Source organism: Flavobacterium arcticum (assembly GCF_003344925.1).
GTDB classification, from domain to species: domain Bacteria; phylum Bacteroidota; class Bacteroidia; order Flavobacteriales; family Flavobacteriaceae; genus Flavobacterium; species Flavobacterium arcticum.
In genome coordinates this window covers 1,561,184-1,588,084 of record NZ_CP031188.1, presented here as the reverse complement: position 1 = coordinate 1,588,084, position 26,901 = coordinate 1,561,184, and the positions used below count along the sequence as shown (strand labels likewise).

Annotated in this window: 23 protein-coding genes; 10 read left to right on the top strand and 13 right to left on the bottom strand. The window is 37.8% G+C overall.

Features of this window, described 5'->3' with window-relative positions; genetic code table 11:
* Positions 1-30: 30 nt before the first annotated feature.
* From DVK85_RS07200 to lepA, 3 genes are all read left to right on the top strand, one after another.
* A complete protein-coding gene (locus DVK85_RS07200) occupies positions 31-243 on the top strand; it encodes a hypothetical protein (RefSeq protein WP_114677801.1) in 213 nt (70 codons plus the stop codon).
* A gap of 23 nt (positions 244-266) precedes the next feature.
* Positions 267-3,455: a T9SS type A sorting domain-containing protein gene (locus DVK85_RS07195; protein WP_114677800.1), complete on the top strand. Its 3,189-nt coding sequence runs from the start codon at positions 267-269 to the stop codon at positions 3,453-3,455.
* A 176-nt stretch (positions 3,456-3,631) separates the two neighbouring features.
* Positions 3,632-5,428: a translation elongation factor 4 gene (gene lepA, locus DVK85_RS07190; protein WP_114677799.1), complete on the top strand. Its 1,797-nt coding sequence runs from the start codon at positions 3,632-3,634 to the stop codon at positions 5,426-5,428.
* A 171-nt stretch (positions 5,429-5,599) separates the two neighbouring features.
* Here the strand turns inward: lepA and DVK85_RS07185 are convergent, their stop codons facing one another.
* Positions 5,600-6,001 carry a hypothetical protein gene (locus tag DVK85_RS07185; protein WP_114677798.1) on the bottom strand — a complete coding sequence of 134 codons (402 nt, stop codon included), beginning with the start codon at positions 5,999-6,001 and terminating at the stop codon, positions 5,600-5,602.
* Positions 6,002-6,015: 14 nt separating this feature from the next.
* On the bottom strand, positions 6,016-6,528 hold the full coding sequence (locus DVK85_RS07180; protein ID WP_114677797.1) for a Panacea domain-containing protein: 513 nt from the start codon (positions 6,526-6,528) through the stop codon (positions 6,016-6,018).
* Positions 6,529-7,322: 794 nt separating this feature from the next.
* On the opposite strand from DVK85_RS07180, the gene DVK85_RS07165 reads away from it, so the two are divergent.
* Together DVK85_RS07165 and thiL are read left to right on the top strand one after the other, a co-directional pair.
* The gene (locus DVK85_RS07165; RefSeq protein WP_114677794.1) at positions 7,323-8,054 is read left to right on the top strand and encodes a YoaK family protein; all 732 of its coding nucleotides are present in this window, start codon (positions 7,323-7,325) and stop codon (positions 8,052-8,054) included.
* A 96-nt stretch (positions 8,055-8,150) separates the two neighbouring features.
* The gene (thiL, locus tag DVK85_RS07160) at positions 8,151-9,203 is read left to right on the top strand and encodes a thiamine-phosphate kinase (RefSeq protein ID WP_114677793.1); all 1,053 of its coding nucleotides are present in this window, start codon (positions 8,151-8,153) and stop codon (positions 9,201-9,203) included.
* 47 nt (positions 9,204-9,250) lie between these two features.
* Here thiL and DVK85_RS07155 read toward each other — a convergent pair whose 3' ends face one another.
* From DVK85_RS07155 to DVK85_RS07145, 3 genes are all read right to left on the bottom strand, one after another.
* Entirely contained in the window at positions 9,251-9,631 is a 381-nt protein-coding gene (locus DVK85_RS07155) for a hypothetical protein (RefSeq protein WP_114677792.1), read from the bottom strand.
* A gap of 49 nt (positions 9,632-9,680) precedes the next feature.
* Complete coding sequence (locus DVK85_RS07150) at positions 9,681-10,124, bottom strand: hypothetical protein (protein WP_114677791.1); 444 nt, start codon at positions 10,122-10,124, stop codon at positions 9,681-9,683.
* 108 nt (positions 10,125-10,232) lie between these two features.
* A complete protein-coding gene (locus DVK85_RS07145; RefSeq protein ID WP_114677790.1) occupies positions 10,233-11,774 on the bottom strand; it encodes a glycine--tRNA ligase in 1,542 nt (513 codons plus the stop codon).
* A 180-nt stretch (positions 11,775-11,954) separates the two neighbouring features.
* Between DVK85_RS07145 and DVK85_RS07140 the strand changes: the two genes are divergently transcribed.
* Positions 11,955-12,638, top strand: a complete 684-nt coding sequence (locus DVK85_RS07140) for a ComF family protein (protein ID WP_114677789.1) — start codon at positions 11,955-11,957, stop codon at positions 12,636-12,638.
* Positions 12,639-12,702: 64 nt separating this feature from the next.
* A complete protein-coding gene (locus DVK85_RS07135; RefSeq protein ID WP_114677788.1) occupies positions 12,703-14,325 on the top strand; it encodes an Ig-like domain-containing protein in 1,623 nt (540 codons plus the stop codon).
* Here DVK85_RS07135 and DVK85_RS07130 read toward each other — a convergent pair.
* From DVK85_RS07130 to DVK85_RS07100, 7 genes are all read right to left on the bottom strand, one after another.
* A complete protein-coding gene (locus DVK85_RS07130; protein WP_114677787.1) occupies positions 14,309-15,073 on the bottom strand; it encodes an amidohydrolase in 765 nt (254 codons plus the stop codon). The two genes, DVK85_RS07135 and DVK85_RS07130, sit on opposite strands and share 17 nt — an antisense overlap.
* A 131-nt stretch (positions 15,074-15,204) precedes the next feature.
* On the bottom strand, positions 15,205-17,184 hold the full coding sequence (locus DVK85_RS07125) for a hypothetical protein (protein WP_114677786.1): 1,980 nt from the start codon (positions 17,182-17,184) through the stop codon (positions 15,205-15,207).
* A gap of 366 nt (positions 17,185-17,550) precedes the next feature.
* Complete coding sequence (locus DVK85_RS07120) at positions 17,551-18,294, bottom strand: succinate dehydrogenase/fumarate reductase iron-sulfur subunit (protein WP_114677785.1); 744 nt, start codon at positions 18,292-18,294, stop codon at positions 17,551-17,553.
* A 66-nt stretch (positions 18,295-18,360) separates the two neighbouring features.
* Complete coding sequence (locus tag DVK85_RS07115) at positions 18,361-20,361, bottom strand: fumarate reductase/succinate dehydrogenase flavoprotein subunit (protein ID WP_114677784.1); 2,001 nt, start codon at positions 20,359-20,361, stop codon at positions 18,361-18,363.
* A gap of 12 nt (positions 20,362-20,373) precedes the next feature.
* Positions 20,374-21,210: a succinate dehydrogenase cytochrome b subunit gene (locus DVK85_RS07110; protein ID WP_114677783.1), complete on the bottom strand. Its 837-nt coding sequence runs from the start codon at positions 21,208-21,210 to the stop codon at positions 20,374-20,376.
* Positions 21,211-21,326: 116 nt separating this feature from the next.
* Positions 21,327-21,875 (bottom strand): hypothetical protein, encoded by a 549-nt coding sequence (locus DVK85_RS07105; protein WP_114677782.1) that lies wholly within the window; start codon positions 21,873-21,875, stop codon positions 21,327-21,329.
* Between the two features lie 22 nt (positions 21,876-21,897).
* Positions 21,898-22,749, bottom strand: coding sequence for a ChaN family lipoprotein (locus DVK85_RS07100; RefSeq protein WP_114677781.1), 852 nt, complete (start codon positions 22,747-22,749; stop codon positions 21,898-21,900).
* Between the two features lie 179 nt (positions 22,750-22,928).
* Here DVK85_RS07100 and DVK85_RS07095 point away from each other — a divergent pair, with 179 nt between their 5' ends.
* A complete protein-coding gene (locus DVK85_RS07095) occupies positions 22,929-24,290 on the top strand; it encodes a hydroxymethylglutaryl-CoA synthase family protein (protein WP_114677780.1) in 1,362 nt (453 codons plus the stop codon).
* 1 nt (position 24,291) lies between these two features.
* On the opposite strand, the gene DVK85_RS07090 is transcribed toward DVK85_RS07095, so the two are convergent.
* A complete protein-coding gene (locus DVK85_RS07090; RefSeq protein WP_114677779.1) occupies positions 24,292-24,747 on the bottom strand; it encodes a hypothetical protein in 456 nt (151 codons plus the stop codon).
* A gap of 104 nt (positions 24,748-24,851) precedes the next feature.
* Here DVK85_RS07090 and DVK85_RS07085 point away from each other — a divergent pair, with 104 nt between their 5' ends.
* Both DVK85_RS07085 and DVK85_RS07080 read left to right on the top strand, forming a co-directional pair.
* Complete coding sequence (locus DVK85_RS07085) at positions 24,852-26,144, top strand: aminopeptidase P family protein (protein ID WP_114677778.1); 1,293 nt, start codon at positions 24,852-24,854, stop codon at positions 26,142-26,144.
* 207 nt (positions 26,145-26,351) lie between these two features.
* Positions 26,352-26,810: a DUF305 domain-containing protein gene (locus DVK85_RS07080; RefSeq protein ID WP_114677777.1), complete on the top strand. Its 459-nt coding sequence runs from the start codon at positions 26,352-26,354 to the stop codon at positions 26,808-26,810.
* The last annotated feature ends 91 nt before the right edge of the window (positions 26,811-26,901 follow it).

Below are 26,901 nucleotides of genomic sequence, written 5' to 3'. Positions count from 1 at the left end.
CAGTTAATTTTTAAATGAAACCCTTTGATTATGAATACCCCCAAAACAAAAAAGGCATTTCTTGCTATTATTTTTACTTTAGCTATAGGCAGTACTTCGGCTTATGCACAAATAGAATTTGATGATGATGCTAACGATGAACCAGCAGCAGCAAGTATATCAGGATATACAAGCTTAACGTTATTATTAGGCGCAACTGCAGGTTATTATCTTTTATCAAAAAAATCGAAGCTTAGAGCTTAAACACAAATTCTCACACTATCTACATGAAAAAAATTTATTATATTATACTATTGTGCTTTGCATTCAACTTTGCACAAGCACAGGTAACACAAGTTTATACTGATTATAACAATTTCTGGACATCGAGTTCTTCAAGTATAAATAGTACACAACCTAATTTATCGCACAACTTATTAGCGTTTACTTGGTCTGGAGTTACTTACTCTACAGGAGTAGATGATGCTAAATTAACATCTAATGGCGTAACGTTTCAAAGCACAAAGTTTAGAGCACTACCCATTACCACTGTGCCATTAACAAGCCCTCAAAACGCGTACTTTGTTGGTCTTGGTGCGCTAACCGATGGTGTTGCTAACGGCGTGACAAGTACTGCTATAAACCCATTAGTTACCACAGGGGCACTTAAGGCAAGCTATCTAACTACTGGAGAAAACGGACTTGATCTTGGTACTTGTCTTACTAATATACCTACAGGTAACGACCTTACTTTTAACCTTAGTATTAATGGGATAACAATTGATAATGTAAATGATGGTATCCCTGATATATTAGTAAGTCAAATAGCTCAACCAACAGGTACAGGGGTAGATAAATTATATTTTGCCGACATTAATGGTAACCTTGTAGGTAACTCTATAAGCATTAATCTTTCTAACAATTCATTATTCCCTACGGTTGCAAACTGGAATGTTGATTTTTACAATAATGACAGTACACAATCAGAAAATAATTATATAAACACAAATAGAACTGTAAAATTCTTTACTGCCGATATTTCGCAGTTTGGTATTACAGAGGCTAACTATACAAGTGTTAGAAAACTAATATACCAACCAGGAGGATCATCTGACCCTGCTTTTATTGCTTATAACGAGCCCTCTATAGGCGTTGCGCAACAAATTATAGTAAAAACACAACCTACAGGGTCTGACTGTGATGGTATTATGCCTAGCGACTTTACCGTACAACTTGCTGACTCTTTTGGCGATAATGTAGAGCAAGCAGGTTATGAGATTACCGCTTATATGGAGACAGGTCCTGGAGAGCTTTTAGGTACAGTTACACAAGCTACCGATGCTACAGGACTGGCTACTTTTAATGATTTATCATTTGAAATTGGTGGTGACCACACTATACGCTTTGAAAACACTAGCCTAAAAGCAGGTATTACCGAAAATATAATAGGCGATACCAATTGTAGTAGTAACGAATGGACAGGAAACAATGGTACAGCATGGAATGATACTGCCAACTGGACAATTGCAGATATACCAAACGCTAACAATGATGTAACTATCCCTACAGGACGACCTAACTACCCTGTATTAACTGCTAATGCAGGAGCAAACAACCTTAGTATGGGAGCAGGAGCAACCATTAATTTAAACGGTAAACTATTTGCCATTAAAGGCAATATCACTAAAGATGAAACCGCTTATATTGATGCAAGCCACGAAGATTCTGAATTATACATGTCAGGTACTACTACACAAACTATTCCTGACGGATTTATATTAGATGGCGAAATTGGCAACTTTACTGTAGAAAATGCAGCAGGTGTAAGTACATTAAACCCAATGTATCTTAGTGGTATTCTTAACATAGAGTCTGGTAACTTCGAAACAAATGATATCGTTACACTAGTATGTTCATTTAGCCCAAACAAAACAGGACAAATAGACAAAATAGAGAGCGGAAGTAGTATATCTGGACTTATCACTACAGAGCAATGTTTTCCTGCACGTCGTGCCTATAGGCTTGTAACACCTACAGTAACAACCACATCAAGCATCCGCGAAAACTGGCAAGAAAATGCTTCTGCTTATAATGACAATCCTAACCCAGGATATGGTATTCATATTACAGGTTATGGTTCATCAGGATCAGACCCTGAGTCTGCTGATGGTACTAATGGGTTCGACTGGCAACCATCAGGAGCATCGTCTATATTTACATTTAACAACAGTACACAATCGTGGGAGGCTGTTAGTAATACTACCGATGTGCTTACAGCAGGAACACCATACCGTGTACTTATAAGAGGCTCTCGTAGTGCAGATATCACATCAAACGCTACACCGCCAAGCAATACCAAACTACGTGCTACCGGAACTATAACAAGTGGTACTACTGCTATAAATGGTCTTTCTTCTACAGAAGGCGATTATAACTTTGTAGCAAACCCATATCATACCATTGTAGACATGAATAAAGTAATGGGTAACGCCTCTAACCTTACCAATTTCTATTACGTTTGGGATCCTACCTTAGGAGGCACACCTGTAGTAGGTGTTTCTGGAGGGCGTGGGGCTTATGTAACAATAAATGCCTCTACAGGAGAAAAAAGCAACTCTAGCTCAGCAGCTACTCGTTATGCACAGCCATACCAAGCTTTCTTTGTACAAACGTCATCTCAGGGTACTACACCAATACTTACCTTTAAGGAGGCATACAAAAGAACGACCGCAGCGCAAACAGCTGTTTTTAGAACATCGGGCACACCATATATAGCGCTTGATCTTTTTGCTGAAACAGAATTTATAAATGAGCATACCTCAGCAGATGGTTTAAGAATTGATTTTAGAGAAGGATACAACAACGATGTTGACTTTAATGACGCTAAGAAATTTGGCAATTTAGACGAAAACATTTCACGTCTTAATGGCGAGGAGTATATTGCAATGGAGAACAGAAACCTACCAGCAATAGACGAAGAACTACCTCTTGCTGTATCGCGCTACAGAACATCTAACTATGTAATGAAACTAGAACTTGGTTTCTTTGAAGAACTTGATGTATATATTAAAGATTACTACCTAAACGAAGAAACCTTACTAGAACAAGGCAACACTACAAACTTCGAGTTTAGTGTAAACGAAGATATAGAAGCGAGTACTGATGCTGCACGATTTGCAATAGTATTTAGAGCTGCTGCATTAAGCACTGAGAACCCTATAACTAAAAATAACTTTAGTCTATTCCCTAACCCATTAAGCGGAAGCGAGCTTTACATTAACGCGCCAGAAGCATACCAAACGGCAGATGTAGCTATTTATAACACTATAGGTCAAAAAGTATTTAATACTTCACAGCCATTTAACGGAAGTAGTCAAGTTATGCTACAAGTTGGCGATTTAGAAACTGGAATTTATATCCTAAAACTAAAAACCGAAACAGGAGCTACTTATAGCACACGATTTATAAAAAGATAACAACTTATATTTTTATAAAATAATCAAACAGCACCCTTCGGGGTGCTGTTTTTTTTACGCCATTAGCCTAAAATTTTTATTCCCTTTATAACTCGCTAACTTTAACTATATTTGCCGATTAATTGGCTACCTTTAGTATAGCCACTGGGCACGCCCACAACTGATAAACGACGAAGATGAAGCACATTAGAAATTTTTGTATTATTGCCCATATCGACCATGGTAAAAGTACACTTGCCGATAGACTGCTAGATGCTACCCAAACGGTAACAGCACGCGAACAGCAAGCGCAACTTCTAGACAATATGGACTTAGAGCGCGAGCGTGGTATTACCATAAAGAGCCACGCTATACAGATGGACTATATACACAATGGCGAGCAATATACCCTTAACCTTATAGACACTCCTGGGCACGTAGATTTCTCTTACGAGGTATCGCGTTCTATAGCAGCGTGCGAAGGCGCACTACTTATAGTAGATGCTGCACAAAGCATACAGGCACAAACCATAAGTAACCTATACTTAGCCTTAGAAAATGACCTTGAGATTATACCTGTACTTAATAAAATAGACTTACCAAGCGCAAACCCCGAAGAGGTGAGCGACGATATTGTCGATTTATTAGGATGCGAGTATGAAGATATTATACCTGCTAGTGGAAAAACAGGACTGGGTGTAGATAAAATACTCGAAGCCATTATAAACCGCATACCACCACCAAAAGGTGTAGAAGACGAGCCACTACAGGCTTTGATATTCGACTCGGTATATAACCCGTTTCGTGGTATAGAAGTTATCTTTAGAGTAACAAACGGCACGATAAAAAAGGGACAAAAAATTAAGTTTATGGCTACGGGCAAAGAATATTTTGCCGACGAAATTGGTACGCTAAAACTAAACCAAGTTCCTAAACAAGAAATAAAAACGGGCGATGTGGGTTACCTCATCTCTGGAATAAAAGAAGCCCGCGAAGTAAAAGTGGGTGATACTATTACCGATGCCAAAGAGCCTACCAAAAACATGATTGGCGGTTTCGAGAACGTAAAACCAATGGTATTTGCAGGTATATATCCTGTAGATACAGAGGATTATGAAGAGCTGCGTAACTCTATGGAGAAACTACAGCTAAACGATGCCTCGTTAGTATTTTTACCCGAAAGTTCGGCAGCACTAGGTTTTGGTTTCCGTTGTGGATTCTTAGGAATGCTACACATGGAAATTATTCAGGAGCGACTAGAACGTGAGTTCGACATGACGGTGATTACTACCGTACCCAACGTTTCATATTTTGCCTATAGCAAAAAAGAACCCGAAGTACCTATAGTGGTAAACAACCCAAGCGACCTACCTGAACCAAGCAGAATGGATCATGTAGAAGAGCCATACATAAAAGCAACCATCATTACAAAATCTGACTTTGTGGGGCAAGTAATGAGCCTGTGTATAGAGAAGCGTGGACTTATAACGAACCAAACCTACCTTACACCAGAGCGTGTAGAGCTAACGTTTGATATGCCGCTTGCCGAGATTGTATTTGACTTTTATGATAGGCTAAAAACAGTATCGAAAGGGTATGCCTCGTTTGACTACTCGCCTATAGGGATGCGCACCTCTAACCTTGTTAAAGTAGATATACTGCTTAACGGGCAAATTGTAGATGCACTATCGGCATTAATACACGTAGATAACGCACACAACATAGGTAAAAAAATGTGTGAGAAGCTAAAAGAACTTATACCACGCCAACAGTTCGATATTCCTATTCAGGCAGCAATTGGGGTTAAGGTCATTAGCCGCGAAACCATTAAGGCACTCCGTAAAGATGTTACCGCAAAATGTTATGGTGGTGATATATCGCGTAAGCGTAAACTACTGGAAAAACAGAAAAAAGGTAAAAAGCGTATGCGCCAAGTGGGTAACGTAGAGATACCACAAGAAGCCTTTATGGCGGTGTTGAAACTGAATGATTAAGAAGTAGTAAGAACGAAGTACAAAGAATTAAGATAATAAAACCCGATGCTTATGTATCGGGGTTTTTTGTTGTGTTGAAGCAAATTTATTAATCTAAGTTTCAATTAATCGATTTAATTCCTCTTTTAAAGTCAAAGAAATAATAGAAAGGCTCTCATAGACCAAAAAACACTAACTTCTCTTAAGGATTTCATATTTAGAAAAATATTTTCCTGCTAAAGATAAAAGTGTGGAGGCAAATAAAATTCTCTCTATTGATTGTACCGATTCATGACCTAACCATTTGTAACATTTAGGTGTAACCAAATGATAAAACCATATTAGTAGTAGTAGACAAAACAAAATAGACAATAGATAAATAAAAAACACAGCAATTCGAAAAAGTGCTTTCTCGAGAATTACACCATGCTTTCCATCAAGTTCACCTCTTTCTTTACCCCAATTTTTCTCTTCCTTAATGGCAAGATTATCATTATTGTTGTTTTCAGTCCCAAAACTTGTATACTCATAGCTATCCTCACTAATGAAACTAAGGTCCTCTAAATCTTTATGTTTATCTTCATCATCAACCATTAGACTACTCTGATTTAACTTGATTTAGATTCAACCTTATTAATTGCAACTTTTTTCTTATAATATTCCTTAATTATATTATCAGGGATTTGAGAAGAAAAAATGCCAAAACCCGTTTTTCTTTTCATATTATTATTCTGAATTAATTTACTCCATGTTATATACCAAGGAGTGCCTATTTCATGAGTTTTTGCACTTAACTGTATTGCTGAAAACTTGCCATACACTTGCCATATCTTATCCAAAAAAGTTTTAATTTTTTCAGGAAGATTATCATCAGGGTCATTAGGAAAATAATTTATAGTTATAGCTTTTCTGCCATAGTCTTTAAAGTGGTGATAAACCCTAGGAATAACAGGACCATATTTCCAAGCCTCTGGATTTTCATCAATTAAAGCTTTATCACTAATCCCTAAATACCATCCATGAGCAATGTAAACAAGCTTGACTAACTTCATTGGAGTTATTTCAGACTTATCCCCATATTTTTTTAGAAAATAATTCGCTATGTCTATAGGATTATACATTCTTGAATTTTATTTAATCAAAGATACTAAATTTAAATCTTTAAAAAGAATTAAGAGGTTATTATAAAAACCCTTGCTCTACCCATTCTTAACCTATCTAATTGATTTTAAGAAAGCATTTCATCATATAATGAAATCAAAACACGCTCCCATGCTATATATTATCAAAAATCATTCCAGCCTTGACTTTTTGGTTCTTTTGTGTCAAGACAAAAGAAGAAATAAAAAAGATTGCCACGTCGTACCTCCTCGCAATGACAACCCCAACTGACGAAGCAACAACACAACGCATGAGTGAAGCTCTGGCATTAAACGCCGTGGCGTATAGAAAATTACAAACATGGCGTAAAGAAGCATTCGGTGTTTGAGCGACAGCGAGTTCGAATGCTTTAGCCAAGTGCAATAATTTTTAGCCTAGGTGTTAGAGCCTTGACTTTTGGTTCTTTTGTGTCAAGACAAAAGAAGAAATAAAAAAGATTGCCACGTCGTACCTCCTCGCAATGACAAACCCCGAACTGGTGAAGCAACAGCACAACGCATGAGTGAAGCTTTGGCATTAAACGCCGTGGCGTATAGAAAATTACAAACATGGCGTAAAGAAGCATTCGGTGTTTGAGCGACAGCGAGTTCGAATGCTTTAGCCGAGTGCCGTGATTTTTAGCCTAAGGCGTTATAGCCTTGACCTTTTGGTTCTTTTGTGTCAAGACAAAAGAAAAGATAAAAGATTATACCCCAAAAACACGATAAAGCACAACCAAAACCGCTAAATTTGTGCTACTAATCACAATACACCAATGCTCAAAAACAGAGGCAAAAAAAGAGCATATCAGCACAACATCAGGCTTGCAACACTATTATCATTTGTAGCAGGTATCGTTAATATATCGGGATTACTATCATTAAACATACTAACCACCAACCTTACAGGGCACTTTGCCTTTTTATCGGAAGCCTTTGTAAACAATAATTATAAAACTGCATTTATAAGCGTCTTCTATGTGCTTTGCTTTTTGGCAGGTTCGTTTATTTCGAACCTTACCATCGAACTCGTTTCTCGAAAAAAGCCATCACTAGCCTATGCTGTACCCATAAATATAGAAATACTCATTATTGCGGGAGTAGCCCTCTTTATAAACCCAAAAGAGTTACAACACCCCGAATACATCGCTGCCATACTCCTTTTTGCTATGGGATTACAAAACTCACTCGTTACAAAAGTTTCACAATCGGTAGTCAGGACAACCCACCTCACAGGCTTGTTTACTGATTTAGGCATCGAACTCTCGCAACTCTTTTTCTATAAAGAAAAACGCGAACTACAGCAGCTTAAAAGAGGTGTTTATTTAAAACTTTCTATAATTCTGTTTTTCTTTGCAGGCGGAATTGTAGGCGGATTGCTCTATAAAGAAATTGCACTAAAAACACTGCTTGTTGCTTGCTGTTTTTTACTACTAGCATTGGTATATGATAGCATCTTGCTGCGCTATTACACCATAAAACATAAGGTAACAACACACAAACACTAACCGTTTTAAACTTTACAGCTTTCCATTTTACGACTTTATAACTTAGTCGTACCTTTGCCTTTTACGATTTTATAAACTTTACGACTTTCGACAACTATGTTAGAAGATAAAAACCAAGAACGCACCAGCCTTTCGAGCATGGGCGAATTCGGACTGATAGACCACCTTACCAAAGATATCGAGATAAACCAACCTAGTACCCTAAAAGGTATTGGCGACGACGCTGCTGTACTCGACTTTAAAGACAAGCGCACCGTAATAAGCACCGATATGCTGGTAGAGGGCGTACACTTCGACCTTGCCTATATGCCGTTAAAGCATTTAGGCTACAAAGCCGTGGTAGTAAACCTATCTGATATTTGTGCTATGAACGCCAAACCTACCCAAATAACGGTAAGCATAGCAGTATCTAATCGTTTCCCGCTGGAAGCATTAGAGGAACTCTACAGCGGTATTCGTCATGCTGCCAAGGTATATGATGTAGATATCGTAGGTGGCGACACGACCTCTTCGCAAAAAGGACTAATTATCTCGATAACCGCCATTGGCGAGGCCGAAGAAGCCGATATTACCTACCGCGTAGGTGCTACTGATACCGACCTGCTTGTAGTAAGTGGCGACGTAGGCGCAGCCTATATGGGCTTGCAAGTACTAGACCGCGAGAAAGAAGTATTTAAAGTGAACCCTAATAATCAGCCCGATTTAGAGGCATACGATTATCTTATCGAGCGTCAGTTAAAACCCGAAGCCCGTAAAGATGTAAAAGAGCTGCTAAAAGCCCTTGAAATACAACCTACCGCAATGATTGATATTTCTGATGGGTTATCGTCAGAGATACTGCACCTGTGCAAGCAGAGCAACGTGGGCTGTAACCTGTATGAAGATAAAATTCCGTTAGACCCGCAACTGATAAACGTATGCGAAGAGTTTAATATTGATATCACTACCGTAGCTCTAAATGGTGGCGAAGACTACGAATTACTGTTTACCATAAAAATGGAAGACTTCGAGAAGATTAAGGCGAACCCTAATTTTAGCATTATCGGGCACATGACGCAGGAAAGCGAAGGTGCACACCTGATAACCCGTGCCAATACTAAAATAGCACTTAAAGCCCGCGGTTGGAATGCCATTAACGACGAAGAATAATTTTTTAATTCTATATAAATAAAAAAGCTCCCAATCGGGAGCTTTTTTTATTCTTCTACAGGAATAAGAAATTTACACTTCTTTAATTCCTTGTCATCATCTACTCTATAGTTAACTATTATTTCATATTTGCCATCAACTACAGATTTTTCATTAACGGTTACAGAACACAAAAAACAATTATCCCCGCATTTCTTGCCTAACATTCTAATACCTATACCATATATACTAGATTCTGCACGTTTTATATTCTTAAAAGAAGTCCTTAACTCAGTAGGCTGATTTAATTTTAAATATTCTTGCCCGTTTTCAAATTCAAGCTTTACGACTCTGTTTTCCTGTTCACAAACAAAACCTTCTTCCTCCTCTTTTTTTGATAGGCAGCCAAGTAAGGAAAAAGAAACTAAAAGAATAAAATATTTTCTCATTGATATTATGTATTAAATTATAAAAAATCAACAAATCTAAGCTTTTGTATTACTCATATTTACGATTCATTTTTTTACGCTCAGCATCTAGTAATTCATAGTGTGGGTTTTCAATAACCAAAATCAAATCATTATTCAATTTACTAATCAACTGCACTTTCTTTTCTATAAATTTAAAAGTATTCCCTCTAGACATCAGTAGTCTAAATAGTTTATCTATAAGCAGTCCTCCAATAAAGCGGATAAGGCTTACCTCTTTTCTTTTAACTTTTAAATACTCATTTAATTCTTCAACAGATATCTTTGGATATTTATTTATTCTGTCATAAAAATATTGAGAACCTCTTATTGAAGCTAATGAATGTAATGATTCTATATTTCGTTCATGAATTTTCACATATTCATGTGCAGAATTTACATAATCGCACCTTTCTGCAAAGTCTCCGATTATTTTAAGCGACTTTTTTAAGATTATTAGCTCTCTTTCTTCCATATTTAGAAACCATTAATATATATAGCTGGTAAATATAACGAATAAAGAAAAATTAAAAACGCCCCCACAATGTGGAGGCGTTTATATTCATAAAAAGGAAAATGAATATTACATCTTCATCAACCATTTTCTTACAGAAACCTCTTCATTGATTATATTTCTAAGGTCGGCTATGGCAACCCTATCTTGTTTCATACTATCACGATGACGAATGGTTACTGTTTTATCTTCCAGCGTTTGGTGGTCAACCGTAATACAGAAAGGTGTACCCAATGCATCTTGCCTGCGGTAACGTCGCCCTACGGCATCTTTCTCATCATAGGCTACATTAAAGTCCCATTTAAGGTCTTCTATAATTTCACGTGCTACTTCTGGCAGTCCGTCTTTTTTAACCAATGGCAGTACCGCAGCCTTAGTTGGCGCAAGTACAGCAGGAAGGCTAAGTACTGTACGTACAGAACCGTCTTCTAGTGTTTCCTCTTTTAATGACGAAGAGAACACAGCAAGAAACATCCTGTCAAGACCAATAGACGTTTCTACTACATACGGCACATAGTTTTGATTTAGTTCCGTATCAAAAAACTGTAATTTTTTACCACTATGCTCTTCGTGTGCTTTCAGGTCAAAATCAGTACGAGAGTGGATACCCTCTAACTCTTTAAACCCAAATGGGAAATTAAACTCTATATCGGCAGCCGCATTAGCATAGTGTGCCAACTTATCGTGGTCATGGAAACGATAATTTTCTTTATCTAACCCTAATGACATGTGCCATTTTAAACGGGTTTCTTTCCAGTACTCATACCATTTCATTTCTTCGCCTGGGCGTACAAAAAACTGCATTTCCATTTGTTCAAACTCACGCATACGGAAGATAAACTGACGCGCTACAATCTCGTTACGGAACGCCTTACCCGTTTGTGCAATACCAAACGGAATTTTCATTCTACCTGTTTTTTGCACATTCGAGAAGTTTACAAATATACCTTGTGCCGTTTCTGGGCGCAGGTACAAGTCCATAGCATGTGCAGCCTCAGCACCCAGCTTAGTACCAAACATTAGGTTAAACTGGCGTACCTCTGTCCAGCTTTTACTACCTGTATCAGGGTCGGCAATTTCAAGCTCTTCAATAAGCGCTTTCACGTCGGCAAGGTTCTCTGTTTCTAACGAATGCCCCATACGTTTTAGTATCTCAGCTCTTTTAGAAAGGTAGCCTACTACACGCGGGTTGGTCGTTACAAACTCTTCTTCGTTAAAGGCTTCGCCAAAACGTTTCTTAGCTTTCTCTATTTCTTTTTGGGCTTTAATGTTTAGCTTCTCGGCATAATCCTCAATAAGCACATCTGCCCTATATCGTTTCTTACTGTCTTTATTATCTATCAACGGGTCGTTAAACGCATCTACGTGCCCCGATGCTTTCCAAGTAGTAGGATGCATAAATATAGAGGCATCTATACCCACTATATTTTCGTGCATTTGTACCATTGCTTTCCACCAGTAGTCACGGATGTTCTTTTTTAACTCGGCACCATTTTGCCCATAGTCATATACTGCGCTTAGTCCGTCATATATTTCGCTCGATGGGAATATATACCCATACTCTTTAGCGTGCGAAATTACATTCTTAAAAATATCTTCTTGTTTTGCCATGATGCAAAAATATAAAAAGCGATTATATATCATAGCAGTAATGCATTAGAAAATAGGTAAAAGAACATACCTTTTTTGTTAATCATAGAGGTTTAAATAGACCTTGAGGTATAAGCCAAATATATTATTGTGCAAAACCTGATTTTTATATCTTTAAATCCGCTAAACAATTACCTGAATATGCTTAAAAACCTTATCAATATACTATTCCCAAAAACCTGTTCGGGTTGCGATACTATTTTACTAGAAAGCGAACACACAATATGTACTGCCTGTATTCACGAAATGCCTTACACACACCACCATTTAGTTTCAAATAATGAAACCTTTAAAAAGTTTTATGGCAGGTTGCCATTAGAACACGCTTCGGCATTGCTGTATTTTCATAAAGAGGGGTTGGTACAACAGCTTATTCATAACCTCAAGTACAAAGGACAGCAGGACATTGGCAAACTCATGGGGCAATGGTATGCCCACGAACTAAAAAATGTAGGTGCACTACAATCTGTCACCGATGTAATACCCGTACCACTACACCCCAAAAAACTTCGCGAACGTGGGTACAACCAAGTTACCGAGTTCGGGAAAGCCTTAGCCGAAGGGCTTAACGTAAACTATAACCAAGATATATTACTGCGTACTACTTACAACAAAACACAAACCAAAAAGAACCGAGATGCAAGGGCAGCTATTATAGGCAGTGCATTTGATGTTACCTATACCGATGCTGATAGTAGCAAACACTTTTTACTGATAGACGACGTTATCACTACAGGAGCAACATTAGAGTCGTGCGGTAAAGCGTTACTAAAAACACCCAATAGTAAACTGAGCATAGCAACTATTGCCTATGCCCACTCTTAAATTTTAAAAAACATTTTAATTAAACTGAATATAATCGTTATTTTGTGCAGTTAAAGAATACACCATGCTGAAGAACAGATTTCTGCTTTATATATTTTTCATTGCGCTGTCGCTTACCAGTTGTGCCAAAAGAGGCTCTATAACAGGTGGAGCAAAAGACACGCTTGCTCCTGTACTTACAGGAAGTACACCGCGCAACATGAGTACACAATTTAATGGTACCGAGTTACGTGTCGATTTTGATGAGTATGTCAAAATTAAAGATGTAAATAAGCAGCTTATCATTTCGCCACCTATGGAAAATGCTCCTATTATTACCCCTATGGGTAGTGCTAGTAAGTACATTAGTATAAAAATAAAAGATACCCTACAGCCTAACACTACCTACAGTTTTAACTTTGGGCAAAGTATTACCGATAACAACGAGGGTAATCCCTACTCACAATTTAAGTTTGTATTCTCTACAGGTACATACATCGACTCGCTAACACTGGGCGGAAAAATTAAAGATGCCTTTAGCCAAAAGCCCGATAACTTTGTTACCATACTAATGTATGAAGATAACGAAACCTACACCGACTCCACCGTATTTAAAGAACGTCCGCGTTATGTTACCAACACACTAGACAGCATGACCATGTACTCACTGCAAAACCTGAAAGAAGGCAGGTATCGTCTGTTTGCTTTAAAAGACAATAACAACAATTATAAATATGACCCTAAGAGCGATAAAATTGCTTTTTTACCCTATACCGTAAGCGTTCCTAACGACACGCTGTATCAATTAGAGTTATTTAAAGAAGAGTTACCTTTTAAAGCCAAAAGACCTAAACAAGAAAGCATTAACAGGTTTATTGCAGGTTATGAGGGTACAGCAAAAGGAAAAGACATTAAAATTAAAGTTGCCAATGCTGCCAACAACGAGGCCATACAAAGCATAACTACTTACATTAAGGATAAAGACTCAGTACAAGTATGGTTACCCCGCAACATTACAGCCGATTCGCTTAGCATGAATATGGCTTATCGCGACTCTATAAAAGATTTTATTGTCAAGTTTAAAGAAATGAAGGCTGCCGATTCCCTCTCTGTAACAGCTGTACAAAAAAGCGGGTTGCACTTTCGCGAAAAATTTACGCTAAACACTACTACGCCGTTAACTACCATAGACAGTACCAAGATAACCCTTACCCGAAAAGACTCTACCGCAGTACCTTTTACCTATGCGTATGACGATTTTAAGCAAGAGTTAAAATTTGATTTTGAAAAAGAAGAAGATCAAAAATATGTCTTTAACCTAATGCCAGGTGCGCTGCGCGATTTTTATGAAAAAGAAAACGACACGCTTACTTATAAGCTATCTACGCGTTCTTTAAACGACTACGGAAACCTAAGAATAAAACTATCTAACGTAAATAGATTCCCTTTAATCCTACAGGTATTAAATGCTAGTGAAGATGTAAAAGCCGAATATTACTCGGAAGGAGAAACCCAAATAAACTTCGATGGCATGTTACCAGATGAGTATATACTGCGCGTAATATATGACGACAATGGCAATAAAGAATGGGACACAGGTAACTACCTCGAAAAAAGACAACCCGAACAAGTAATTTATAGGCAAGGAAAACCTATAAAACTAATGGCACTATGGGATGTAAACGAAGATTTTAATCTAGGAGGGTAAAACTATCCCTATCGTTAAGAAAACCAAACTTTTTGCGGGTTTTGTGTAATGCTGTTTTATCCAATTCAACAGTAAAAACATCTTCATAACCAAACGGCTCTACCACATAATCGCCTAAACCACCTATTACCTGCGAGTGTCCGCTATAGTTATGTCCGTTGTTATCTTGCCCTATACGGTTTACACCCGCTATATAGCACATATTTTCTATAGCACGGGCTTTAAGTAAAGCGTCCCAAGCCTGTATGCGCACTTGTGGCCAGTTGGCAACATACAGCAACAAGTCAAAATCTTCCGTATTACGCGAAAAAATAGGGAACCGAAGGTCATAACACACTAGCGGGCATATCTTCCAGCCACGATACTCTAAAACCAGCCTGTCACTGCCTGCGGTGTAGTACTTCTCTTCACCTGCAAGAGTAAAGAGGTGACGTTTGTCATACGTTTTATAGCTCCCATCGGGATATACAAAAAACAATCTGTTATAATACTTACCATCTTCCGTGATAACCAAACTCCCTGTTATGGCGCAGTCTTTAGCTTTTGCCATTTCCTGCATCCACACTACCGATTCCCCCTCCATTTTTTCGGCAACTCCTTCGGGTTGCATAGTAAATCCTGTAGTAAACATTTCGGGCAATACTATTAAGTCGGTTGCTTCTATGCTGTTTATCCTCTCGGTAAAATTGTCGCGGTTCGCTTTATGGTTTTCCCAAGTAAGCGGAGTTTGTATCAGGGAGATTTTCATGCGGTATTATTTTCTTATAAAATTACTGCTTTATAGCTAAAAACAAAAACGACTTACATACTGTAAGTCGTTTTTTTAAATATGACAATTAAAGCACTATAGGCTCAAAAATTAAAATCTTTGAGCTCCCTCTACTCTTTAATCAATACCTGATAAGACAACGCTCCCGTAGGAACTGTAGCATAGTGCACATAAACATTATTTTCATCGGCTGTTATATATAAAATACCTGCTGCATCGGCTGTAATAGCATTTACTAAATATACGCTAGGTTTAACACCTATAGTGTGGGGTATTGTTATAACCTCTGTACCAGATGCACTTACGGTTACCTCTCCCTCTATATTTGTAGAAAAATTATTATTCACCCACTCTTTAGTAACAAGTGCAGTATCGTCTGCGGCATCTATTAAATCAGGTGTTAAAGCATTGGCAGTAACAACACCATTTTTCTGTATTCTAAAACCGTCTTTCTTATTTTCTATAGTTGTACCTATACCAATCCTTAAAACATAATCATTCTCATCAATGGCACTAGCAGAAGTAGCTACTAGATCTTCTGGATATACACCAAAACAAGTTTCGCCAAAACTATTTGCTCTTGATTCAATACCAAAAGCGACAGAATAAGGACCATTTGCTTGAGCCTCATCCCCAAAAGCAGTAGAACAATATCCCTCTGCTAATGTACCTCTACCGAAAGAAGTAGAGAAACTACCCTTAGCTGTGGTGTCACTACCAAATGCAGTAGCATTAGAACCTTGTGCATGTGTTCCTGAACCAAAAGAGGTAGCATAAGATGCTGTTGCTTGTGTAGCAGCACCAAAGGCAGTAGAAGTATATTCTGTTGCTTTAGATTGGTTACCAAAAGCAGTAGAAAGAATTCCAGATGCTTCTGTCTCCTTACCAAAAGCTAAAGCAGTATCGCCTGTGGCTTGTGTAACACTACCAAAAGCAGTAGAAATATAACCACTTGCCTTCGTACCTCTACCAAATGCAGTAGCGGTATTTCCAGTTGCCTGTGTGGTATGACCAAAGGCAGTAGTATAATTTTGTACATCTGGATCAGTTTCCGTTGCTGGTAATGATGCCTTTGTTTTATAACCAAAAGCAACAGAGTGAATTCCATTTGTTTCTGTATCAAGACCAAAAGCAGTAGAATAATCTCCATTTGCCTGTGTATTAGAACCAAAAGCAGTAGCACGAGTACCTGCTGCTATTGACCCAACACCAAAAGCAGTAGAATAATCTCCACTCGCCTGTGTCCCATTACCAAAAGAGGTAGCATGAGTAGCTCCTGCTACTGTAGCATTACCAAAAGCAGTTGCTCTATATCCAGTGGCTTGTGCAGTAATACCAAAAGCAGTAGAGCCTTTTCCTATTGCCTGTGTATTAGAACCAAAAGCAGTAGAGCCATCACCGCTTGCAAGTGTATTAACTCCAAAAGCAGTAGAAGTACTACCAATAGCTTCTGAACTATCCCCAAAAGCAGTAGAATTACTACCAGATGCTGTGGTAGCATTACCAAAAGCGGTTGAAGTATCACCTGTAGCATGTGTTTCTCTACCAAAAGCAACAGAATATTCTTCCATAGCTTGTGCATTCCTACCAAGAGCAATTGCATGATCTTTATCGGCAACAGCCCCGCTACCTAAAGCAATAGCGTTAGTTGCATTTGCGTGTGAAAGAGAACCTAATGCTATTGAGTATTGCCCATCTGCTCTATTACCATAACCCGAAACTGTTGAATAATCACCACTTGCCTTACTGTTATAGCCCGAAGCCGTTGAAGAAACACCCGCAGCTCTAGTATTCTTTCCGAAAGCAATCGAATCATCACCAGTAGCACCTCTAGAGTCAGAGGCATCAGTACTGACTGATAAATCAACTGCATTTTCACCTATATTACCGTGAAATAAAGGATCTCTACCTGCCAGTCGCCAGCCTGTATTTTCTCCTTCAGTTATTTTTTCTAAACCCTGTGGGCTAACCAAATAATCATCTTCTAATCTATTTACAAAACTATCTATTAAGTCTGCAAACTGATCTTCTGTTGGTCTATCACCCGTTTCAAAGTATTGTTTTAATTCAACTCTAGTTTTTTCTGCCATACCGTTTTGTTTTTTAATTTTTTATATTGGATTAATTACGAATAATCTATTATACTTTTAAAGCGCATTACTAAACAAAAAAACTACAATAATAATTGTAGAAATTTACTTTAGGACTTATAATATTTAACGCTATAAATATTTTAATATTATTGAATATATAGTAATACGAATAAAAAAAGCTAAATTTTAAAAAAACCATATTACGAAGAAAAATCATTGAACACTCTTTCTTCTATTTAATAAATCTTTAAATATTCGCTATTAAAAAATAGCCATTTTTAGATATTAGTTTAATTGTTTTTACAACAACAAAGCGCATCCCGAACAGGATGCGCTTTGTTGTTGTAAAACGATAGTTGTTTCTTATTTAAGACTTGCAAACAGATATTCTCTGTTCATACGAGCAATGTTTTCTAAAGAAATTCCTTTAGGACATTCTACCTCACAAGCTCCAGTATTAGTACATGCACCAAAACCTTCTTCGTCCATTTTAGCCACCATGTTAAGCACACGCTCAGTAGCTTCTATTCTACCTTGTGGCAACAATGCAAACTGCGATACTTTTGCCGAAACAAACAGCATAGCCGATGCATTTTTACAACTCGCTACACATGCACCACAACCAATACAGGTAGCAGCGTCAAACGCCATATCGGCATTATGTTTCTGGATAGGAATGTTATTTGCATCCTGAGTATTACCAGATGTGTTTACCGATATAAAACCACCTGCTTGCTGTATCTTGTCAAAAGACGTACGGTCAACAACCAAGTCTTTTATTACAGGAAATGCCTTAGCACGGAAAGGTTCTATATATATTGTATCGCCATCTTTAAATTTTCTCATGTGAAGCTGGCAGGTAGTTACTCCCCTGTCAGGTCCGTGTGCTTCGCCGTTAATAAACAGCGAACACATACCACAAATACCTTCGCGGCAATCGTGGTCAAAAGCAACAGGGTCTTCACCCTTGTTGTTAAGGTCTTCATTTAATACATCGAGCATTTCTAAGAACGACATATCTCCTGAAATATCGTTGATTTGATAATCAACCATTTTTCCTTTATCCTGAGCGTTTTTCTGACGCCATATTTTTAATGTAAGATTCATCTTTTATAAGTATTAAGTAATGAGTATTGAGAGCATACTATCGTATAACAGCTCAATACTAAAATCTTATTTATAGCTACGTTGTACTAGTTTAACATTATCAAAAACAAGGTCTTCTTTATGAAGCACTGCTTCGCTTGGTTTTCCTTTATACTCCCAAGCAGCTACATAAGCAAAATTTTCATCATCACGTTGTGCTTCACCTTCTTCAGTTTGATATTCTTCTCTAAAGTGACCACCACACGATTCGTTTCTGTGTAACGCATCTTTAGCAAATAGCTCTCCAAGCTCAAGAAAATCGGCAACTCGCATTGCTTTTTCTAGCTCTTGGTTAAAACCATTCATATCGCCTGGTACTTTTACATCATTATAAAACTCCTCACGTAGTGCGGCAATTTCGCTAATGGCTTCAGTAAGTCCTTGTGCATTACGCGCCATACCTACTTTATCCCACATAATTTTACCTAAACGTTTATGGAAGTGGTCTACACTATGCTTACCATTATTGTTTATTAAACGCTCTAACTGTCCTCTTACGTTTTTCTCTGCCTCTTCAAATTCTGGTAAATCGGTAGAGATTGCACCAGTACGAATATCTTTAGACAAGTAATCGCCAATTGTGTATGGTAATACAAAATAACCATCGGCAAGACCTTGCATTAATGCCGAAGCACCAAGACGGTTAGCACCGTGATCTGAGAAGTTTGCCTCACCAATAGCGTAGCAACCCTCTATAGTAGTCATAAGGTTATAGTCTACCCAAACACCTCCCATGGTATAGTGTACCGCAGGGTATATCATCATTGGGGTTTGATACGGATTTTCATCTACAATTTTCTCATACATCTGGAACAGGTTACCATATTTGTTCTCAATAACTTCTGTACCTAGTTTTTTCACTAAAGCATCATCATTATCATCAAGATCTTTTATTCTTGCCTGCTCTTTACCATAACGCTGTATTGCCGAAGCAAAGTCAAGATAAACAGCCTCGCCTGTTTTGTTTACACCATAACCAGCATCACATCTTTCTTTTGCTGCACGCGATGCAACATCACGAGGTACAAGGTTACCAAAAGATGGGTATCTTCTTTCTAGGTAGTAATCTCTGTCAGCTTCAGCAAGCTCTGTAGGTTTAAGTCTGCCTTCGCGAATAGCTTGTGCATCCTCTATATTTTTAGGTACCCATATACGTCCGTCATTACGTAATGACTCTGACATTAGGGTTAATTTTGATTGATGGTCACCCGATACTGGAATACAGGTTGGGTGAATTTGTGTATAACAAGGATTAGCAAAATATGCTCCTTTTTTATGCACTTTCCAAGCTGCGGTAGCATTACTACCCATAGCGTTTGTAGAAAGGAAGAATACATTACCATAACCTCCAGATGCTATTACTACAGCATGTGCCGAATGTCTTTCTATTTCACCCGTTATAAGGTTTCTAGCAATAATACCTCTTGCTTTACCACCTACTACTACTACATCTAGCATTTCGTGGCGGTTATACATTTGTATTTTACCACGACCTATTTGGCGGTTCATAGCAGAGTATGCACCTAATAGTAATTGTTGTCCTGTTTGTCCTTTTGCATAAAAAGTACGAGAAACTAGTACCCCACCAAAAGAACGGTTATCTAACAATCCGCCATATTCTCTTGCCAATGGTACACCTTGTGCCACACACTGGTCGATAATATTAGCCGAAAGCTCAGCAAGACGGTGAACGTTTGCTTCACGCGCACGGTAGTCACCACCTTTTACAGTATCATAAAATAATCTGAAGCTAGAGTCACCATCACCTTGATAGTTCTTAGCTGCGTTTATACCTCCCTGTGCAGCAATAGAGTGTGCACGTCGTGGAGAATCTTGAAAACAAAATGCTTTTACGTTATACCCCAGCTCGGCAAGTGTAGCCGCAGCAGAGCCTCCTGCAAGTCCTGTACCTACAACAATAACATCTATGTTACGCTTGTTGGCAGGGTTTACAAGGTTAATGTGGTCTTTATAATCGGTCCATTTATCAGCAATGGGTCCGTTTGGTATTTTAGAATCTAAAGCCATAATACTATACTTTTAAAGTATGAAATGAATATATAACGGAATGATAGCAAATAGTAGTGGTACTACTATTGAGAAAGCTTTTCCGAAATTTTTAATAAATGGTGTGTACTTAGGGTTATTTGCACCCATAGACTGAAACGCACTGCCAAAACCATGATACAAGTGAAAACCAAGTACCACCATAGCTAGTGCATATAGTATAGAAGCTATTAAACCATAATCAGGGTTTTTAAAGAAAGCTACAGTAATTTTGTAAAGATCTTTATAACCATCTTTTACTTTTACCCCTGCAGCAGTATCATAAAACTCTGTTCTGTTTTTTATTTCTATAGCTCCTTGATCTACTTGAGCTTTTGATAGGTATGAACCATCTGTAGTAATGTAAAACTCTTGTGGCATACCTCCTGCATTTATAGTAGTAGTTTGTAGTGGCATTTTTTCGTCAAAGTGCATCTTTGCCCAAAAGTTTACCATGTGTGTAACTATAAATACCAAAATAATAGTACCTAGTACTGCCATGTTTCTAGAAGCCCAAATAGTATTGGCTTGTGGCTTGTTGTTAGCATACTGTATTGGTCTTGCTTTTCGGTTTTGTACCGCTAGCAATATACCATCTATAGCATGAAATAAAATAGATAGATAAGTAAGGTAAGACAGTAGTTTTACAGCAGGATTGCTTGTCATAAACAATGCATACTGGTTAAAGTGTAGTGCTGCATCCTTACCGCTTGAAAGCAACTGAAGGTTACCTAATAAGTGTCCCGTTAAGAAAAGACACAAAAATAAACCTGTTAAAGCCATCCAGTACTTTTTGCCTAGCGAAGACTTTAATAGCGCAGATTTTGCCATAGTATTTAATTAAAGTAATAAGTTTTATATAAAAATCCAAACAAAAATACAGTTAAAAGCCAATAACTACAACCATTGCGAGGTAATTTATAATCAGTTTAAAGTAATGATTTTTGTCAAGTTTTAATTTCAGGAAATTTAGTAATAAAACTTATCATGCTTTTTAACAGCTCTATACGTTTTTGTTGTGTAGTATATCGAACAGTAAGCATATAGCTACCTTTTTTACCAACACCATACAACTCAGGACTAAACTCTGAGTCTGTAGATTTATATATATCAATAAGTTCAGTGTTATTAAAAAGCTGTTCTATAAAGTTTTTATCGCGGCTTTTTACTTTAAAATTTTTCGATTCACTCTTCGCAAAAATTTTAGCAAAAAAACCTTTTGTTAGAACTTCAAAATCAGGCAATGTTACATTTTTAGCAGTTACTTTTATATCAAATAAATGTCTGTCACTAAAAGTATCTAAACCAATTGCACCAGATTTACTAAACTCAGAAGAACGAAATTCATGCCTTACCATAAAATCCCATCCTCTATAAGAAAAATCTAAATCATATAGGTACACTGGCAGATAGGTATGACCATTAAACCACTTATCTTCACTTATGCTTAGAAAGCCATTATATTTTTCAGCTATTTCTTTAAAAAGCTCTTTCATTTAGATAAAATAAACAACCACATTAATATGTCTTGGTCATATCCTCATCCACTACCAATATAAAATCTGCTGTTTGTAGGTACTCTTCTTCCAGCTTACTGATATCTTTTTGCGACACAGCGGCAATAGTAATAATTTTTACTTCGGGCTTATTGCGTTTTAAATACCAGTTAATCCCTTCAAAATTATCACTATGGTACGTTCCGTTATAATGGATAAAAACAGTATTAGGTTTTAAATTTTGTGCTATAAAATATGCCATAGTAGCATCTTTTACTGCTTGAGCTTTTGGCAAGTTATCGCCACCATGACCACCCATCATTTCCAGCATCTTTACATAACCAGGCAAGGTAGCATCATAGGCAATAGGTAGTGGTGCTATCCATGCTTTTTCGTTATCTGGCAAAGTATCTAATACAGGAAATCCTTTTTTGAACACCATACTAGCATAGCGACGCGGAATATTAGTGGCTATAAAGCTAACCTGTTTTTCTTTAGCAAAATCTACAAGCGGCTTATAATCCGTTTTATGATTATTCCAAAGTCGTGCTACAGTATCAAACGCCTTTTGGTCTATTTCTCCTTTTAGGTATTGGTTAAGCTGTGTTTGATTATCCGCTTCAATCATCTCGGCACCCAGCACCAATTCGTTATCTTCAGCTAAATCTTTAGTAAGTTCCAGTTGCAACCAGTGAATAAGCGCATCGTTATGATGCTCACCAAAGAGTACAACATCGGCTTTAGCCGAAGCTTTCAATAATTTTTTATAAGTTACTTTTTTACCATTTTTGGTATAAAGCTGATACGGTTGTTTGTCTTGCGCATTCATAAAAACACATAGTACAAGCGCCGTAAGAGTATAATATAATTTCATTTTAAATATAAAAAAGGTTACTGCCTGCTAAATTAATCATAAACGGGCAGAACAGAATTACAGATTTATAAAAATTAACTCCTTATTTTTTTCATATTGGTAAAAGTGCTGTGCAATAGCGTTTTTGTAGCGTTTATCTCAATTTCGGTCATTAATTTTATACTTCAAAATATGGAAAAATGAAAACTGGAATAGACGCTATTACCTTTGATGTAGCAAAACTACACCTACCTATAAAAACACTTGCCAAAGCTCGAAATATAGAACCCGAAAAGCTCGAAAAAGGATTAGGGTTACTAAAAATGACATTGCCCGATGCCCATCAGGATAGCGTAGTTTTTGGAGCAAATGCACTTACAAAACTCATACAGCAAACCAACCTTAACCCTGCCGATATAGCCCGCATATATGTAGGTACAGAAAGCGGTATAGATAGTGCCAAGCCCATAGGCTCTTATCTTGTGGGACTGATGGAACAACGGTATGGCGATGGTACTCTTAGCCATTGCGATGTAACAGATATGACATTTGCCTGTATAGGCGGAGTAGATGCCCTGCAAAACTGCCTTGACTTTGTGCGCCTTAATCCTGACAAAAAAGCCATTGTAGTAACAACCGATATTGCCAAGTACGATTTAGAGTCAACAGGCGAATACACTCAAGGCGCAGGAGCAGTTGCGCTACTCGTTAGTGCTAACCCTCGCATTATGGCTATTGATAATCATTGGGCGGTGAGTACCAAAGGTGTTTTCGACTTCTTTAAACCCTACCGCACCTTGAGCAAATGGCACATTATGGGCAACGATTTTAACGACCCTTGGTTTGGACATTTAGAGCGTGTACTCGAAATAAATAAAGCACAACCCATTTTTGACGGACAGTACAGCAACCAATGTTATACCGACCGTACCCGCGAAGCCTACCTCAGGTTTAAAGAGCTTACGCAGACCAAAGGTTCGCTTTACAAAAATTGGGAGAGCATTATTATGCACCTGCCCTACGCCTACCAAGGGCGCAGGATGTTTGCCGAGCTTTTTGCCCTTGATGCCGAAACGCCCCTGCTGACAGGCACTGAACCCCGAAGCGAACAAAAGGAAAAAATAAAAACAATAAGCAAAAGTACCAATTATAAAGCATTTGTAAACCAAAAATTGCAACCTGCCGAAGTAGCCTCATCACTTATAGGTAACCTATATACAGGCTCTATATTTATGGGACTACTAAGTACGCTTACCGAGCACGCTGCAAAAGACAACGACGGCAACGGTAAAAAGTTCGGATTTTTGGCTTACGGCAGTGGTTCAAAATCAAAAGTGTTTGAAGGTACATTACAACAAGGCTGGGCAGAAGTAGTGCAAAAAGCACAGCTTTTTGAAACCCTGCAACAAAGCCATGAAATAGATTTTGATACCTACTTGAAACTACACAAAAAAGAGCAACGCAATAGCATACAGCATCCTAAAAACGAATGGATTTTAGAACGTATCGAGAAAGAAACGCCAAACCTTTATGGCGCGCGGTATTATAAGTGGGTGGAGTAGCTTATGCCTTTCCGAAAGAATCCCAATAGCTATTTCGTATCTTATCAAGAAATTTAAAATTAACTTCTTGCATATCATGTTGAAATACTTTTGCTTTTTTTGCCTTTACATGTAATTCTCCTACAACATAATTAAGTTGAGGATCTCTTTGATACATATATACTATAACTTCATTATCTTCAACTTTGCTTGAGCTAATTTCAATATCACCTGCAAATATATCTTCCCACGATGTTAGTATTACATTATCTTCTTCTGTGGAAGTCCAGCATTCCATTTCAAGTTTTTCAACAGTTTCAAGTTCCAGATAAAAAAGTTCAAAATCTTCATGTATCCTTTCCGCAAGATAAAGACAGTTTATCTTTAAAACGATTTTATTACTATCACCCTTAAAATCTTCAACACCCCCATCATGAAAAATACCAAATATATCTGATATAGCTTTTTGTGTATCCATTTTAGTTATTTGTCTAAAGAATAAATATAAAGAAAACATTGACACATTTTCTGACTATTCCCAATATTCTCACTAATTTTGAGGTACAATAAAAAAACAACATTATGAAATACCATCAAATAGACCGCGACCTGTTCATTAAAAACCGTAAAAAATTTACGGCTGCAATGAAACCCAACAGCGTGGCGGTATTTAACTCTAACGATATTTACCCAATTAGTGCCGATAGCACCATGCCTTTTCAGCAACACCGCGATATATTTTACCTGAGTGGAGTTGACCAAGAAGAAAGCATACTGTTACTTTTCCCAGATGCACCTTATGAAAACCAACGCGAAATACTTTTCTTAAAAGAGACCAACGAGCATATTGCCGTATGGGAAGGTGAGAAACTAACTAAAGAGCGCGCCTTTGAAGTTTCGGGTATAAAAAACGTACACTGGTTGCAAGATTTCGAAAAAGTACTTGCAGAGCTAATGACCTATAGCGAGACGATATACATTAACACCAACGAGCATTATCGTGCAACAGTAGTAACCGAAACCCGTGAAGCGCGTTTTGTAAAATGGTGGAAAGAGAAATATCCTGCACATCAGGTAGCTAAGAGCAACCCTATACTGCAACGCATACGCTCTGTAAAAGAAAGTGAAGAGCTAGACTTAATACAAAAAGCCTGCGATATTACCGAGAAAGGTTTCCGACGCATACTATCGTTTACCAAACCAGGTGTAATGGAGTATGAAATAGAAGCCGAGTTTATTCACGAGTTTGTACGTAACCGTTCTAAAGGCTTCGCCTATACGCCAATTGTGGCATCGGGTAACAATGCTAATGTATTACACTATATAGAGAACAACCAACAATGTAACGCGGGCGATCTTATCTTGCTTGACGTAGGTGCAGAGTATGCGAACTACTCTAGCGATATGAGCCGTACCATACCAGTATCGGGCAAATTTACAGCAAGGCAAAAAGAAGTATATAACGCTGTACTCCGCGTAAAAAACGAAGCTACAAAAATGCTTGTTCCGGGTACGCTATGGAAGCAGTACCACGTGGAAGTAGGTAAACTAATGACATCAGAACTATTAGGTCTTGGATTATTAGACAAAGCTGATGTGCAAAACGAAAACCCAGATTGGCCTGCCTATAAAAAATACTTTATGCACGGTACGTCGCACCACATGGGGCTAGACACACATGACTACGGGCTACTATACGAACCAATGCAGGCAAACATGGTGTTTACCGTAGAACCGGGTATTTATATCCCTAACGAAGGCTTTGGAATCCGTTTAGAAGATGATGTTGTAATACAAGAAAGCGGCGAGCCATTTAACCTGATGCGCAACATCCCTATCGAAGCTGATGAGATAGAGGCTTTAATGAATCAGTAATTAATTTAGTCACAGTTTACAGTCATTGCAAGGAAGCATGACAAGGCAATCTATATTAAAAAATGCTTACCCAGTGGGTAAGCATTTTTTGTTTCTTAATATTATTACAAAAAAGAAAGACAAACTTGTATAAGCCTACTTAAAAAGGTAATTTTAAGTATAAACCTAATAATCAAGGTATAAAAACTAACCTAAAACATTACCGAAATGAAAACTTCTTACTTAAAATTTCTCCTGATGATGGTAGTATCGTTTGTTATAATGTATGCCGTTATGTTCCTGAATGTATTTCAAACCGACCATATTTACCTCAGCACCACCCGAACTTACATGACTTTCCTGATGGTATGCCCAATGGCAATATCCATGATGCTCTTTATGTGGAAAATGTATCCTAACAAAAAAGTGAATTACGGTATTATAGGCGGTTCGGCAGCTTTATTTTTTATTTGTCTTTTCGGGTTACGCCAACAAATACCCGTTCAAGATGAGCAGTGGATGAAAGCCATGATTCCGCACCACTCCTCAGCCATACTTACCAGTACCCGTGCTAACATCAGCGACCCCGAAGCTCGAAAACTTGCCACCGATATTATTGAAACCCAAAAGAAAGAAATAGCCGAAATGAAAGCGATACTAAAACGACTGGAAGCAGAGGAAGAATAGTTTTCAGTTTTCAGGTGCAGTTTTCAGTCATTGCGAGGAGGCACGACGAAGCAGTCTATATAAAAAATGCTTACCTGTTTGGGTAAGCATT

Excerpts from the sequence above, each read along its gene's own strand:
- DVK85_RS07105 (WP_114677782.1), bottom strand. The coding sequence starts at position 21,875 with ATGAAAGAGCTTTTTAAAGAAATAGCTGAAAAATATAATGGCTTTCTA.
- DVK85_RS07120 (WP_114677785.1), bottom strand. The coding sequence starts at position 18,294 with ATGAATCTTACATTAAAAATATGGCGTCAGAAAAACGCTCAGGATAAA.
- DVK85_RS07135 (WP_114677788.1), top strand. The coding sequence starts at position 12,703 with ATGCTGAAGAACAGATTTCTGCTTTATATATTTTTCATTGCGCTGTCG.
- DVK85_RS07110 (WP_114677783.1), bottom strand. The coding sequence starts at position 21,210 with ATGGCAAAATCTGCGCTATTAAAGTCTTCGCTAGGCAAAAAGTACTGG.
- DVK85_RS07080 (WP_114677777.1), top strand. The coding sequence starts at position 26,352 with ATGAAAACTTCTTACTTAAAATTTCTCCTGATGATGGTAGTATCGTTT.
- DVK85_RS07165 (WP_114677794.1), top strand. The coding sequence starts at position 7,323 with ATGCTCAAAAACAGAGGCAAAAAAAGAGCATATCAGCACAACATCAGG.
- DVK85_RS07145 (WP_114677790.1), bottom strand. The coding sequence starts at position 11,774 with ATGGCAAAACAAGAAGATATTTTTAAGAATGTAATTTCGCACGCTAAA.
- DVK85_RS07185 (WP_114677798.1), bottom strand. The coding sequence starts at position 6,001 with ATGGTTGATGATGAAGATAAACATAAAGATTTAGAGGACCTTAGTTTC.
- DVK85_RS07090 (WP_114677779.1), bottom strand. The coding sequence starts at position 24,747 with ATGGATACACAAAAAGCTATATCAGATATATTTGGTATTTTTCATGAT.
- DVK85_RS07150 (WP_114677791.1), bottom strand. The coding sequence starts at position 10,124 with ATGGAAGAAAGAGAGCTAATAATCTTAAAAAAGTCGCTTAAAATAATC.
- DVK85_RS07180 (WP_114677797.1), bottom strand. The coding sequence starts at position 6,528 with ATGTATAATCCTATAGACATAGCGAATTATTTTCTAAAAAAATATGGG.
- DVK85_RS07115 (WP_114677784.1), bottom strand. The coding sequence starts at position 20,361 with ATGGCTTTAGATTCTAAAATACCAAACGGACCCATTGCTGATAAATGG.
- DVK85_RS07200 (WP_114677801.1), top strand. The coding sequence starts at position 31 with ATGAATACCCCCAAAACAAAAAAGGCATTTCTTGCTATTATTTTTACT.
- DVK85_RS07085 (WP_114677778.1), top strand. The coding sequence starts at position 24,852 with ATGAAATACCATCAAATAGACCGCGACCTGTTCATTAAAAACCGTAAA.
- DVK85_RS07155 (WP_114677792.1), bottom strand. The coding sequence starts at position 9,631 with ATGAGAAAATATTTTATTCTTTTAGTTTCTTTTTCCTTACTTGGCTGC.
- thiL (WP_114677793.1), top strand. The coding sequence starts at position 8,151 with ATGTTAGAAGATAAAAACCAAGAACGCACCAGCCTTTCGAGCATGGGC.
- DVK85_RS07125 (WP_114677786.1), bottom strand. The coding sequence starts at position 17,184 with ATGGCAGAAAAAACTAGAGTTGAATTAAAACAATACTTTGAAACGGGT.
- DVK85_RS07095 (WP_114677780.1), top strand. The coding sequence starts at position 22,929 with ATGAAAACTGGAATAGACGCTATTACCTTTGATGTAGCAAAACTACAC.
- lepA (WP_114677799.1), top strand. The coding sequence starts at position 3,632 with ATGAAGCACATTAGAAATTTTTGTATTATTGCCCATATCGACCATGGT.
- DVK85_RS07195 (WP_114677800.1), top strand. The coding sequence starts at position 267 with ATGAAAAAAATTTATTATATTATACTATTGTGCTTTGCATTCAACTTT.
- DVK85_RS07140 (WP_114677789.1), top strand. The coding sequence starts at position 11,955 with ATGCTTAAAAACCTTATCAATATACTATTCCCAAAAACCTGTTCGGGT.
- DVK85_RS07100 (WP_114677781.1), bottom strand. The coding sequence starts at position 22,749 with ATGAAATTATATTATACTCTTACGGCGCTTGTACTATGTGTTTTTATG.
- DVK85_RS07130 (WP_114677787.1), bottom strand. The coding sequence starts at position 15,073 with ATGAAAATCTCCCTGATACAAACTCCGCTTACTTGGGAAAACCATAAA.